This window comes from Mediterraneibacter hominis (assembly GCF_014287475.1).
Taxonomy (GTDB): Bacteria; Bacillota; Clostridia; order Lachnospirales; family Lachnospiraceae; genus Mediterraneibacter; species Mediterraneibacter hominis.
On the sequence record NZ_JACOPF010000001.1, the window covers coordinates 1,395,766 to 1,409,408 of the forward strand.

The following is a 13,643-nucleotide window of genomic DNA, read 5'->3' on the forward strand; positions in this document are numbered from 1 at the left end:
TATGAAGAATTTTTTATTTTCCTTTTCTTTTTGCCAGACATACACAAGCTGTTCCGCTTATCAAGAAGGCAAATATATACAACACTATGCTGTTTTTCCAGTCTCCCGTTTTAGGAACTTCGGATACTCTTTCTTTCTCTGCTTCTTTTAGAACCTCTGTATGTTCTGCTATTTGCGTATCGTCTGTCTGATAGCTATCATCTGGCTTGACAGGCGCCTGCTTATGTATAATCTGGATATTTGCCGAAACGCCTTCTGCCAGCGCATTATAATTTACTGCACTCGGTGACACATTCACTGTAACAGCAGCTTCTTCTGCCTGTGCATCATCAGAAAGGACAAAAACAGCCGAGTACTTGTTTCCCGTACGCGTTACAGCTGTTCCTTCTTTCATCTTTGCATTGACAGCCGTAAATTCTATTTCTTCTGCCTTCGGAAGTCCTGCTTCATATCCAAAATCGTTTACAATGACCGCACTTACTGTAATTTCACTTCCTCCCTCCGCACTCTGTTCGGAAGCGGAAATATGCAATTCGGGATCTGCCTTTGAAATCGTTACATCTGTTGCAATGTTTTCCATCCGTTCCGGCACAACATACCACTCATTAAAATCTACGTCACTGTCTGGATTACGGTTGTAAAATGCAAAATCCGTCATCTCTGTCAGAATTGTATAATGTCCGGCATCCGGCGACGCTAGGACTCCCTTTGCCGTCGCCGACATATCTGCATAGTCTTCCTCAGAAACAGCTTCTTGGAAATACATATCCGTCACGTCAACAATCGCAGTGCCATTGTACGGCCGGCTCTCTGCTGTGGCAAGATTTACCTGTTCAGCAGCTAAGGACGGGAAGGAAAGCGAACTCCATATTACCCCCCCCCCAATAATACAGCACACATGCTCTTCAGATTTTTCTTCATCATAAATAACCTCCTCTATATAATGTTTGATAACATTGTACTCCTTTTTACTGCACCGTAGCAATATCTATCAGTGTCAATTTCTTAATATCTGTATTTTCCAGGCTGGTAATCAGTGCACGCGCCGTATCAATCGCAGTCAGCACGTTTACCCCTGTTTCAATCGCATTGCGCCGGATAATGAATCCGTCTCTTGCATGCTCCGCCCCCTGTGCCGGAATGTCAATTACCAGGTCAATCTTATGTCCCAGAATCAAATCCATCAGGTTCGGCGATTCCTGCTCTATCTTACGTACCGGTGTCGCCTTCACACCCGCCTCATTAAGTGCACACGCCGTACCACTTGTGGCGAAGATATGATATCCGATTTTTTCGAATCTGCGTCCGATTTCTACTGCCTCCGGCTGATCTTCATCACGAACAGTCATAATCATATTTTTGAACCTCGGCAGCTTGATTCCCGCCCCTAAAAATGCTTTATAGAGCGCTTCGTCAAAGGTTTTGGCAATGCCTAAGCATTCTCCTGTCGATTTCATCTCCGGCCCTAAACTGATATCCGCGCCACGGATTTTCTCAAAGGAAAATACCGGCATTTTTACAGCAATATACTCTGCTTCCGGCTGTAATCCCGGTGTATATCCGAGCTCTTTTATCTTATTCCCAATAATTACTTTCGACGCAAGGGGAACAATAGGAATCCCCGTCACTTTGCTGATATATGGAACCGTCCGGCTGGAACGCGGATTTACTTCGATGACATATACATCTTCCTCACCACACACAATAAACTGAATATTGATAAGTCCTACCACATGAAGAGATTTTGCCAGTCTCCTCGTATACTCTGCAATCTTTTCCTTTGCTTTCTTTGTCAGACTCTGCGCCGGATATACAGAGATACTGTCGCCGGAGTGAATTCCTGCACGCTCAATATGCTCCATAATTCCCGGTATCAAAATATCCTCTCCGTCACACACTGCATCTACTTCAATTTCTTTTCCCTGTAGATACTTATCTACAAGGATCGGATGATCCTGTGCAATCCGGTTGATTATTCCAATGAATTCATCAATATCATGGTCATTGATGGCAATCTGCATGCCCTGTCCGCCCAGCACGTAAGAAGGTCTTACTAAAACCGGATACCCCAGTCTGTTTGCCACTTCTTTTGCTTCCTCCGCTGTAAAGACAGTGCCCCCTGTGGGACGCGGGATCTCACATTCTTCCAGAATTGCATCAAATAATTCCCTGTCTTCTGCCTTGTCTACATTCTCTGCCGATGTTCCCAGAATCGGAACTCCCATCTTCATCAGCGCTTCTGTCAGTTTAATGGCTGTCTGTCCTCCGAACTGCACTACCGCACCGTCCGGCTTTTCAATGTCTACAATGCTTTCCACATCCTCCGGCGTCAGCGGCTCAAAATATAACTTATCTGCAATATCAAAGTCTGTGCTGACTGTCTCTGGATTATTATTTACAATAATTGTCTCATATCCCTCTTTTGAAAATGCCCATGTACAGTGCACAGAGCAAAAATCGAACTCAATTCCCTGCCCAATCCGAATCGGACCGGAACCAAGAACAAGCACTTTCTTTCTATCGTGTGTCTCTTCCACTTCACTTTCGCTTCCATATACCGAATAGTAATATGGCGTCTCTGCTGCAAATTCAGCCGCACAGGTATCTACCATCTTGTATGCCGCCACAATATGATTGGCGTGGCGCATATCATGGATTTCTCTCTCGGTCCTTCCTGTAAGACGTGCAATGACAGTATCTGGAAATTCCATCCGCTTTGCCTCTTTTAAAAGCTCCATTGAGAGTTCCTGTGTCTTTAACGCATTTTCCATTTCTACGATACGTGCAAACTTATCAATAAACCATTCATCAATCAAAGTAATGCTGTGAATTTTGTCATAGCTGATTCCACGGCGCACTGCCTCTGCGATTCTCCACATTCTCATATCGTCGACAATAGAAAGCTGCTCTGTCAGTTCTTCCTCTGAAAGTCTTGTAAAATCATAGGACATCAGGCTGTCCACATGTTGTTCCAGGGAACGGATCGCCTTCATCAAGGCACCTTCAAAATTATCACAAATACTCATAACTTCTCCGGTCGCCTTCATCTGCGTTGTCAGTGTCCTTTTTGCACTGATAAACTTATCAAACGGAAGTCTGGGCAGCTTTACGACACAGTAATCCAGCATAGGCTCAAAGCTGGCATATGTTTTCTGTGTGATTGCATTTTTGATCTCATCCAATGTATAGCCCAGCGCGATTTTTGCCGCCACCTTTGCAATCGGATACCCCGTCGCTTTTGACGCAAGAGCAGAAGAACGGCTCACACGCGGATTCACTTCAATGACACAGTACTCAAATGTTTCCGGATGCAAAGCATACTGCACATTACATCCTCCGGTGATATTCAGTTCGCTGATGATATTCAAAGCAGACGTACGCAGCATCTGGTACTCTTTATCTCCCAATGTCTGGGAGGGAGCCACAACAATGCTGTCTCCTGTATGCACACCAACAGGATCGATATTTTCCATATTACAAACCGTAATGCAGTTGCCATTCCCATCCCGCATTACCTCATATTCGATCTCCTTCCATCCCGCGATGCAGCGTTCTACTAATACCTGCCCTACACGGGAGAGGCGAAGTCCATTTTCCAGAATCTCTACAAGCTGTTCACTGTCATGGGCGATACCACCGCCGCTTCCGCCCAGTGTATATGCAGGACGAAGCACAACCGGATAACCGATTTTGTTCGCAAACGCAAGCCCATCCTCTACATTTTCTACTACCAGAGAGGCCGCCACAGGCTCTCCTATTTTTTCCATCGTTGCTTTGAACTCTAGACGATCCTCCGCCTTTTTGATCGTTTCAGAGGTTGTTCCAATCAGTCGAACTCCATGCGCTTTTAAAAAGCCGGCTTCTTCCAGCTCCATTGCCAGATTCAGTCCAGCCTGTCCTCCCAGAGTAGGCAGCACACTGTCTGGTTGTTCCTTTAAAATAAGCTGTTCTACTACCTCCACTGTCAGCGGTTCGATATAGACACGATCGGCAATATCCTTGTCCGTCATAATTGTCGCTGGATTGGAGTTCAAAAGTACAACTTCAATTCCTTCTTCTTTCAGGGAACGACATGCCTGTGTTCCTGCATAGTCAAACTCTGCTGCCTGACCGATTACAATCGGGCCGGAGCCAATCACTAAAACCTTTTTAATTCTTATGTCTCTTGGCATTATTTCGTCCCTCCCATCATTTCTATAAAACGGTCAAACAGATAACCGGAATCCTGCGGCCCCGGACACGCCTCCGGATGAAACTGCACTGTAAAAATGTTCTTTCCAACATAGGAAAGCCCCTCATTTGTACCATCATTTACATTCACAAACGCCGGAACAGCTATATTCGGATCTACATTTTCTGCGTCTACAACATAACCATGATTCTGTGAAGAGATATATACCCGATTTGTCTTAAGATCCTTCACCGGATGATTTCCTCCTCTGTGTCCATATTTCAATTTATGCGTTGTTGCCCCAGTAGCGAGCGCCATAAGCTGGTGTCCCAGGCAAATTGCAAAAATAGGAATATCACTGTCATATAGTTTTTTAATTTCTTTTATTATGGAAGTACAGTCTGCCGGGTCTCCAGGCCCATTGGACAACATGATTCCGTCAGGATGAGATGAAATGATTTCTTCTGCTGTTGTGTGCGCCGGATATACAGTCACTTCACAGCCTCGTTGATGCAAAGATTTGGCGATATTCTTTTTCGCTCCTAAATCCAGAAGCGCTACCTTTTTACCAGTTCCTTCCAAGACATATTTCCCGCTGCATGTTACTTTTGTAACTACGTCCCCCACTCTATATTCCTTCAATCGTGGAAGAATTTCTTCCAGTTTATAATTTTCATTGGTGGTAATCATTCCATTCATGGTTCCCTTTTCCCTAAGGATTTTTGTAAGAGCGCGGGTGTCTACTCCTGCGATCCCTGGAATATCCTGCTCTTTCAGGAAGTCCTGAATGGTTCCCTCACACCGGAAATTGCTCGGCATACGGGACAATTCTCTTACGATGTAGCCGTCAGGCCATGCCTTTTTGGACTCCTTGTCGGGTGTAATTCCATAGTTTCCAATTAATGGATAGGTCATTACCACTGCCTGTCCCGCATAAGAAGGGTCAGTCAATACCTCTAAATAACCTGTCATGGAGGTATTAAACACGATTTCGCTAATCATATCCTTTGTTGAACCAATGCTTGTCCCCGTAAACACAGTTCCATCTTCTAATATTAGAAATGCCTTCATCTGTTCACCTTATCCCTTCGTAGATTTTCTATTTGATTTGCACATAACAAAGGCACTCTTGGAGTCTTTTCATCCAGAGCGCCCACTTTCTCAAATTGTAAAGATTATACTACATTTGAGTCTATATTTCAATACTGCAAATTTATTTTTCGTAATTCCAGAAAACCGTTATTTTATTGAGTTTCTCATCCTCCACATATGTATAATGCACGCTGCTCAGACCATAATAGTCTGCCAGATTTGCCGCTGCACTTGGAATCAGTTCCTCAATTATCGTGTCATGCGCCCGCAGGTACAGCTCGCTGTCTGCAAATTTACAGGCAAAGAAGCTTTGTCCTGTATAGAAGCTTTCATTCATTTTCTCCAGCATTTCTTCTTTATAAAACGCCTCATAATACATTCCTTCCAGCCTGTAATAATTCAAATCCTCCGATGTGCACGCCGGATATGCCATATTTTTATCTTCTCTGTGCGTCTTGCTGATCTCTTCGTCTGTACAGCACAAATAATCATAATTTATCGCGCTTTGAGGCAGGATAGCGTCTTCCTCTTCCTTTAAAAATACAGGATCCCCAAATGTCACATCCATTTGATAGTATTTTCCTTCGCAATTTACAATATTCCACGCATGTGCGCCCTGACCTGCAATGTCTCCTACCACATAGATACATTCTATCCCTGTTTGCTGCATAAGATACTGTGCTGCCCTTGCATATCCTGCGCAGACTGATTTCTTATTAACAAGAGAACTATATATATTCTGATTATCGGGCGCCTCTGACTCATAGTCTATCGTCTCCACCAAATACTCAAAAATATACCGGATTTTCCCGTAGTCTGACATTTCTTCTGAAATACCTTCAAGGCATGTTTTGACTGCTGCCTGTATCTGTGCCTGCCTTTCCCGCCTTTTTTCTCCTGTACAATGATAACCTGGATAAAACCATAGTTTCTCTTCATAAACCGTCATCCGTGAAGTACCGTCACACCAAAACAGCTCTGGTCTGTCATACAGAAGATACTCATATATCTTCGCTGAACGTTCTCCATCTGTCGCAGGGATTTCAATATACTCCTTTTCTTCCTTCACCCCCTGCCAGATCGCATCATAAAATTCTTGTTCGTCTCCAGACAATTTCTGATAATAGAATCCTCCTACTTCTTCCTGCCCTGTCACACCGCACTGTACTTCCTCTTCTCCTCTTACAGTAACGGAAGAACGAACCTCTTTGTAAGAATCCGAAAAACGCGGAAAACTGTCGACATTCCAGATGATTGCTCCAATTACAGCAGCTACAATTATTCCTGCCAGACCGCCCTTTTTCTTTCTCCTGCATCTTTTTCTCTCTGTCCGTTTTCCTTTCATATACCGCCTTCCCGTATAAATCTTATACTCAAAATTGCATTTTCTTCCCACTCATGCCCACATTTATGTTACTATTCTAAAAAGAAAGAGGGGTGACTGATTATGATGCATGTCTTTTATTGCATAAAATGTAAAAGGTATCACTACACCAACAATAAAGCACATGCAGTCTGTTGTGAACAACCGATGTATTATGTTGATGTAGACTTTACCGATTTTGTCCGCATGGACGAATCCGAACGTGAAAACTTTCTTATGCTTTATTCTCTCGCAGAATAATTTATTACAGGAGCAGAAAATTCTCTGCTCCTGTTTTAATTGTACAGGAAACTCTGTTTCCTGTACAATTAATCCCTCCGGGAGGAGGCGCACTGCGCGCAATTGGAAAACGGCTGCTGACGCCGCCGCGCTCCGGCGCGAGAATGTGCAAAGCACATTCTTTTTATACTAATTCTGCAATCCGCGATACACCTACATAAATCCCTGATATTTTATACCATGTTGCATAATCCACTTTTCCTGTAACTGGAAGATCAAATACATCTTGAAATTTCTTAACTGCCTCTTCAGTTGCAGGCCCATAAATTCCATCCACACTGATTTTTGGTAAAGCAGGGTAAGCGCCTGCAATCACATTAAGCTGCTCCTGCATCTGGCGCACCTTGTCTCCGCTGGATCCAACCTCTAAAGTATATCCAGGCCAGGAAGCCGGAATTCCTGAGATCTCCTGTGCCATATTGATGTACATATTATCCCCGTAGAAATACCTTAAAATCTCTATCGCTGAATACCCTTGATCTCCTAAAGATTTCGAACCCCACTGCGTCATCCAGTTCGGGCAAGTCACCTGACGCCCATCACAGTACTGCGTCAAAATCGGTTGCCGCACGTTAGGGCGTGACAGATAATTGGAAAACAGTTCATCCACAATCACCGAGATCGAATCATAAATATTTCGTTCTGGTATCCATTTATGATCAAATGCCGTAGACGATGTAATTGTAAAATCATACCCCTTATTCCGGTACCACTCTGTGTATACACGGTTCAATGTAAAGGACATAATAGCAAGTACATTTGCCCGGATTGTGTCAGCAGGCCATGTGGCATAAATTTCACTGGACGCTACGTTTTTAATATAATCTCGGTATCTGACATAATAATTTTTCGCCGTACTGTCCCTGGGGGAACCGTCATGCACAACGATATACTCCGGAATCACCACTCTGCTTAATACGATTTCCCCTGTCTCATTGACGGGTTTGATCTCCTCCTCCGCAATTTTCGGAGGATATTCTGCATACAGAGTATGCGCCGGAATCACAAACACTTCTTCCTCTTCCGTCCCCTCCGCACTTGGTTTTAAACGCACATTCTGAATCGCCTTTACATCGGCAAGAATCTCTGTTCCTGCAATGCTCATCGGCTGATAACCGGGTGCACTGATATCCAGTGTATATTCAGAATAGGGCTGCCTGTCATTTTGTTCATCCAAGCTGTATTCCACTGGAGGCGCGTCTAATTCCACCGTCTCTGTCTGGCCGGATGAATCTGTTTTCAGTCGTTCAAGCTGGCTTTCCGGTATTCCTGTATAGGATATTGAAATCTCTGCCTCCGAAACCGGATATGACGTTATTTCAGACGTGACATTAATCTGAAGGCGACCTTTTCCTCCTGCTGTATTTCCATTCTGCATCATATTTACCTGGTTCATGTCATTCCTCACAACAAGACTCTCTCCTAAATATATGCAGCACTGTCTGTTTTTGGAACTAGAAATTATATTTTATATAAAGAGATTTCTTATATCATTAAACATGACGAACACCATCAACATCATCAGAAGCGCAAACCCCGCAAAATGCACCATACCTTCTTTTTCCGGCGGCACCCGCTTCCCGCGGATCGCCTCCACAATCAGAAATACCAGACGGCCGCCGTCCAATGCTGGAATCGGCAAAAGGTTCATAATCCCTAAGTTTGCCGTAACCAAAATTCCTATGTTCATCAGGTTTAAAACAACTGTTTTTAATCCTGCCGCCGCGGACTGTCGGTAGGCGCTGTCTACCACATTTACAATCCCTACAGGGCCGGACAGATCACGCACTCCTACCTGTCCTGTCACCAGCATACGCAGACAATCTACTGTATAGTCTATCCAGTATTTCACCGTATAAGCGCCATACTGTACAGAACCCAGGATTCCCGGACGTACTGCTTCCCCGCTGTTTGTAACTCCCAGCTTTTTATATGTGTCGTTTTCAAGCTGGCGCAGTTCCAGTATCGCCGTATATTCTTCACCGTCCCGTTCATAGACTATTTCCGCTGTCTCTTCATTCGCATGTGTCAGATTATATAAGCTGATCTCGTTCCAGAGATGAATATTCTTTCCATTAATTTCCTTTATCACATCTCCCTGCCGGATACCTTCTTCATAGGCGGAATATCCCGGCTCTGCTTTATCGACAACAGGAGGCATATACCCTACCCATGCCACCACAATGGTACACATAATCCACGCCAGGATCAAATTAAACAGCGGGCCCGCAACAATCACAGACATACGCGCCCATACAGACTTACTGTTAAAGCTTCCCTCCGACATGTCATCGGCATCGTCCTCTCCCATCATGCAGGCTCCGCCAAAAGGAAGCAGCTTCACGCAGAATTTTGTACCGCCAAATTCTTTGCCGAACAAAGTAGGCCCAAGCCCAAGTGAAAATTCATCCACGCGGATTTTGTTTTTCTTTGCAAGTAGAAAATGTCCAAGCTCATGGAAAATAATAATCCCGCTGAACATGAGTATTGCTATAATTATTCCCATACACTACCACCTGTTTTTAATAAATTCATATGTCTCTTTTTCTGTATTTAGTATCTCATCTACCGTTGGAGACTCTATATTCTTATGCTGTTCCATACATGCCTGTATGATTTCCGGTATCTGTAAATACTGTATCTTCCGTTCTAAAAACATAGAAACTGCCTTCTCATTCGCCGCGTTAAAGACTGTCGGAAGAGAGCCGCCCTCTTTTCCTGCTCTGTATGCCAGCTTCAGCCCATAGAAAGTCTCCATATCCGGTTCTTCAAAGGTAATCTGTGATAAGGCTTTAAAATCCAGTCTGTCCCCCGGAAGATACCTTCTCTCTGGATAGTACAGAGCATACTGAATAGGAAGCTTCATATTCGGCGTTCCAAGCTGCGCAATGACTGCTCCATCCACATACTCTACCATTGAATGGATAATACTTTGGGGCTGTACAACTACTTGGATCTGTTCTGTCGAAATATCAAACAGCCATTTTGCCTCTATCACTTCCAGCCCTTTATTCACCATTGTTGAAGAATCTATCGTAATCTTTCTGCCCATCTCCCAGTTCGGATGCTTCAGCGCATCTTCCACCTGGATATTCATAAGTTCCTTTCTTTTTCTCCCTCTGAAAGGGCCTCCTGAGGCTGTTAAAAGAAGCTTTGCCACCTCCTTTTGCCTTCCACCCTGCAAAGACTGAAAAATAGCGCTGTGTTCACTGTCCACCGGAAGAATAGAAACTCCATGCCTCCTCGCAAGCGGCATAATGATATGCCCCGCCGTCACCAGCGTTTCCTTATTTGCCAGCGCAATATCTTTCCCTGCTTTGATTGCTTCTATCGTAGGCAAAATCCCTATCATACCCACAATGGCTGTCACTAAAATATCGCTCTCCGGTACTGCCGCCACTTCAAGCAGACCGTCCATCCCAGATACAACCTTTACATCTAAATCTTTTATTTTTTCTTTTAATTCCTTTGCCTTATCCTCTGTCCATACAGCCACAAGCCGAGGACCAAACTTACGTATCTGTTCCTCCAGCAGCGAAATATTCCCCCCTGCTGCCAACGCACATACCTGCATATCCCCATTGTTACTTACTACTTCCAAGGTCTGTGTTCCGATAGAACCTGTAGAACCTAAAATCGCAATTTTTTTCATTCGTATACTCCTCCTACAAAAGAACGGCAAGACAATAAATAATCGGCGCCGTAAAAATCACACTGTCAAACCGATCCAAGATTCCCCCGTGCCCTGGTATCAGTTTTCCGTAGTCCTTAATATCATGTTTTCTCTTAATCGCAGATGCCGCCAGATCTCCTATCTGAGAAACAGCTCCTCCTGCCGCGCCAATAACCGCATAAGAAAACACATTGATTCCAGCATTTCCCCAATGATTTACAGCAAGCGCATATAATACGCCAATCAATGCCGCGCCAACTACTCCGCCGATGCCGCCCTCCACAGATTTCTTTGGGCTTAAAACCGGAGCCATCTTATGCTTTCCTATTAACATTCCCACACAGTACGCACAGGTATCACACCCCCATGCACAGATAAACACAAGCCATACTGTGAACACGCCGCCAGGCATAATTCTTGTCTGGTAAATGAAAGACAACATCACGGCAAGATAAAACATCCCAAAAAATGCCGCCATCACCTGTTCTGTTTTGTATTTTGGATAAGTGAATACCATCACTGCCATCAGACAGATCAGCAATGCGACAAAAAGCAGGATAAATGCTTCTGGCGCACTCTCTTTTAATGATGGCTTTATATACAGCAGCCCGTAGTAAAGAACGGCAAATAAATATCCGCATATTCCCAGGGGATCTTTTTGTATATGAAATACCCTGTACAGCTCCGTCATTCCTATCAGACTGATAATGAGCAGCGTCGCAAACAGAATATTTCCCCCAGAACCCACTGTAAAGAGCGCAATGATGATCAATAGTATTCCACTTAACAACCTTGTCTTAAACATTCCGTTCCTCCTTTATTCCTCCGAAACGTCTGTCTCTGTTATTATACTGCTCAATTGCCTTTTCTAATTCCTGTTTTGTAAAATCCGGCCATGGAATATCTGTAAAATAAAATTCTGTATAAGCAAGCTGCCACAACAGATAATTGGACAGCCTTTGCTCTCCGCTTGTACGGATCAAAAGATCCGGATCTGGAATCTCACATGTATCCAGGTAGGAAGCATATAGTCTTTCATCAATATCGTCTGGATTCACTTTTCCGTCTACACAGTCTTTTGCCAGTCTTTTCACTGCCCGGGTCATTTCATCCCGGCTTCCATAATTCAGAGCAATTGTAAAATTTAACCCTCCATTATTTCTGCTCGCCTGTTCTAACTCACGTATTCTCCCTTTGATGTCATCATCCAAAGGTTCTACGTCTCCAATTACGCGGATCTTCATATCATTTTTTTCTGCGGTTTTCAAACAGGTTTTCATATAATTGCGTAAAAGCTTCATCAGTGCGTCCACTTCATTTTTCGGCCGGTTCCAGTTCTCTGTGGAAAAAGCATATACGGTAAGATACTTAATCCCTAAGCGCCACGCCTCCTCACAGATCCTCTCTACATTTTTACTGCCCTGGGCATGCCCATAGTTTCTAGGCATTCCTTTTGATTTTGCCCAACGGCCGTTTCCGTCTAAAATAATCGCCACATGCTGTGGTATATTCATCCTTCTTTCCTCCCCAACCGGATTATTCGTAAAAAAAGGGACTACAAGTAGATTGTACTTAAGCCCCTCCTATTCCTTATATGGTAATTATACAGTAAGCACCTCTTTTGATTTTGCCTCAACCTCTTTATCGATCTGTGTGATGTATTTGTCCGTCAGCTTCTGCAATTCCTCTTCCAAATCTTTAATGCCATCCTCGGAGATTTCCCCGCCTTTAAGTTTCTTAAACGCGTCATTTCCATCTCTGCGGATATTGCGGACAGCTACTTTCGCCGCTTCTCCTTTTTTCTTTACATCTTTAACCAGTTCTTTTCTTCGCTCTTCTGTAAGCTCAGGAAATACCAGGCGAATACAGGATCCGTCATTTGTTGGATTGATCCCAATATCGGAAACCAGAATCGCCTTTTCAATCTCTTTTAACATATTTTTTTCCCAGGGCTGTATCTGAATCATCCGCGCTTCCGGTACAGATACGTTCGCCACCTGCTGAATTGGAGTGGGAGCCCCATAATATTCTACACTGAGTTTATCCAGCACATGGGGATTCGCGCGCCCAGCACGAATCGTTGCCAGCTCTGTATTTAAATTCTGCACCGATTTTGTCATCTTTTCATCATACACTTTTAATTTTTCATCCATTTTACAAGTCCTCCTATACTGTTACCTTTGTTCCGTTAAAGGTTCCGCTTACTGTATTAACAATACTGTTTTCTTCATTCAGCCCAAACACCAGCATGGGCATTTTATTCTCCATACATAAAATAGACGCTGTCATATCCACTGCCATCAGTTTTTTATCTATCATTTCCTGAATAGTGATTTCTTCATATTTCTTCGCATCTGGATTGAGCTTCGGATCACTGTCATAAATTCCGTCAATTGCCTTTGCTAAAAGCATCATATCTGCTTCTATTACAATCGCACCCAGAACAGCAGTTGTATCTGTTGAAAAATATGGATGCCCGGTTCCTCCTGCAAGAAAGACTACCTTGCCGTTTTCCATTGCCTCCACAGCCGCATCCTTTGAAAATACAGATGTAAACGCCCCGCAGATAAACGGCGTAAACACCTCTGTTTTCATACCAGCAAATCTAAAAATATCAGAAACATAAATACAATTCATCACTGTAGCAAGCATTCCAATCTGATCTGCTTTTGTCCGGTCGATCGTCTCACTTGTGCGCCCTCTCCAGAAATTTCCTCCGCCTGTTACAACTGCAACCTGGATTCCTTTATCCACAAGCTTTTTTACCTGGCGTGCGACACCCAGACAAGTTTCCTCGTCAAATCCGGTCTTTTTCTCTCCTGCAAGCGCCTCTCCGCTTAATTTCAGCAATACTCTTTTCATTTTTCCGGCTCCTTTATTCTTACGTTCTTAATATAACGGCAGTCTGCCGCAACTACCTAAAATGAAGTATAACATAACTTTTCCATTTTGTCATGCAAATATCCCGCAGAGTAAAATAGTCTAGATTTCACATATAGATTGACTGTCCAGAAAACTGTGTCTAAAATACAATAATAAATGAA

General features: G+C 43.7%; 11 protein-coding genes. All 11 read right to left on the reverse strand.

The annotated features are described in order from the left end of the window. Positions 1–13 precede the first annotated feature (13 nt). The 11 genes from H8S37_RS06765 to pyrH all read right to left on the reverse strand — a co-directional run bounded on the left by H8S37_RS06765 (position 14) and on the right by pyrH (position 13,461). A complete protein-coding gene (locus H8S37_RS06765) occupies positions 14–985 on the reverse strand; it encodes a hypothetical protein (protein ID WP_186875235.1) in 972 nt (323 codons plus the stop codon). Continuing rightward, a complete protein-coding gene (gene carB / locus H8S37_RS06770; protein WP_186875236.1) occupies positions 969–4,172 on the reverse strand; it encodes a carbamoyl-phosphate synthase large subunit in 3,204 nt (1,067 codons plus the stop codon). The genes H8S37_RS06765 and carB overlap by 17 nt, the downstream gene beginning before the upstream one ends. Then, positions 4,172–5,242: a carbamoyl phosphate synthase small subunit gene (locus H8S37_RS06775; protein ID WP_186875237.1), complete on the reverse strand. Its 1,071-nt coding sequence runs from the start codon at positions 5,240–5,242 to the stop codon at positions 4,172–4,174. Before H8S37_RS06775 ends, carB begins: the two co-directional genes overlap by 1 nt. Positions 5,243–5,384: 142 nt before the next feature. Further along, entirely contained in the window at positions 5,385–6,608 is a 1,224-nt protein-coding gene (locus H8S37_RS06780) for a transglutaminase domain-containing protein (protein ID WP_186875238.1), read from the reverse strand. Positions 6,609–7,050: 442 nt separating this feature from the next. Then, positions 7,051–8,322 (reverse strand): peptidoglycan-binding domain-containing protein, encoded by a 1,272-nt coding sequence (locus tag H8S37_RS06785; RefSeq protein ID WP_186875790.1) that lies wholly within the window; start codon positions 8,320–8,322, stop codon positions 7,051–7,053. 72 nt (positions 8,323–8,394) lie between these two features. Beyond that, positions 8,395–9,432 carry an RIP metalloprotease RseP gene (gene rseP / locus H8S37_RS06790; protein WP_186875239.1) on the reverse strand — a complete coding sequence of 346 codons (1,038 nt, stop codon included), beginning with the start codon at positions 9,430–9,432 and terminating at the stop codon, positions 8,395–8,397. Between the two features lie 3 nt (positions 9,433–9,435). Beyond that, a complete protein-coding gene (locus H8S37_RS06795; protein ID WP_186875240.1) occupies positions 9,436–10,578 on the reverse strand; it encodes a 1-deoxy-D-xylulose-5-phosphate reductoisomerase in 1,143 nt (380 codons plus the stop codon). A 13-nt stretch (positions 10,579–10,591) separates the two neighbouring features. Next, the gene (locus H8S37_RS06800; protein WP_186875241.1) at positions 10,592–11,404 is read right to left on the reverse strand and encodes a phosphatidate cytidylyltransferase; all 813 of its coding nucleotides are present in this window, start codon (positions 11,402–11,404) and stop codon (positions 10,592–10,594) included. Further along, positions 11,397–12,113 carry an isoprenyl transferase gene (locus H8S37_RS06805; RefSeq protein ID WP_186875242.1) on the reverse strand — a complete coding sequence of 239 codons (717 nt, stop codon included), beginning with the start codon at positions 12,111–12,113 and terminating at the stop codon, positions 11,397–11,399. Before H8S37_RS06805 ends, H8S37_RS06800 begins: the two co-directional genes overlap by 8 nt. An 87-nt stretch (positions 12,114–12,200) precedes the next feature. Further along, positions 12,201–12,752, reverse strand: a complete 552-nt coding sequence (frr, locus tag H8S37_RS06810; RefSeq protein WP_186875243.1) for a ribosome recycling factor — start codon at positions 12,750–12,752, stop codon at positions 12,201–12,203. Positions 12,753–12,765: 13 nt separating this feature from the next. Beyond that, positions 12,766–13,461, reverse strand: coding sequence for a UMP kinase (gene pyrH / locus H8S37_RS06815; protein ID WP_186875244.1), 696 nt, complete (start codon positions 13,459–13,461; stop codon positions 12,766–12,768). Between the last annotated feature and the right edge of the window lie 182 nt (positions 13,462–13,643).

Bases quoted from the DNA above. Each gene is read 5' to 3' on its own strand.
- H8S37_RS06785 (WP_186875790.1), bottom strand. From the start codon at position 8,322: ATGAACCAGGTAAATATGATGCAGAATGGAAATACAGCAGGAGGAAAA.
- pyrH (WP_186875244.1), bottom strand. From the start codon at position 13,461: ATGAAAAGAGTATTGCTGAAATTAAGCGGAGAGGCGCTTGCAGGAGAG.
- H8S37_RS06795 (WP_186875240.1), bottom strand. From the start codon at position 10,578: ATGAAAAAAATTGCGATTTTAGGTTCTACAGGTTCTATCGGAACACAG.
- carB (WP_186875236.1), bottom strand. From the start codon at position 4,172: ATGCCAAGAGACATAAGAATTAAAAAGGTTTTAGTGATTGGCTCCGGC.
- rseP (WP_186875239.1), bottom strand. From the start codon at position 9,432: ATGGGAATAATTATAGCAATACTCATGTTCAGCGGGATTATTATTTTC.
- H8S37_RS06805 (WP_186875242.1), bottom strand. From the start codon at position 12,113: ATGAATATACCACAGCATGTGGCGATTATTTTAGACGGAAACGGCCGT.
- H8S37_RS06775 (WP_186875237.1), bottom strand. From the start codon at position 5,242: ATGAAGGCATTTCTAATATTAGAAGATGGAACTGTGTTTACGGGGACA.
- frr (WP_186875243.1), bottom strand. From the start codon at position 12,752: ATGGATGAAAAATTAAAAGTGTATGATGAAAAGATGACAAAATCGGTG.
- H8S37_RS06800 (WP_186875241.1), bottom strand. From the start codon at position 11,404: ATGTTTAAGACAAGGTTGTTAAGTGGAATACTATTGATCATCATTGCG.
- H8S37_RS06780 (WP_186875238.1), bottom strand. From the start codon at position 6,608: ATGAAAGGAAAACGGACAGAGAGAAAAAGATGCAGGAGAAAGAAAAAG.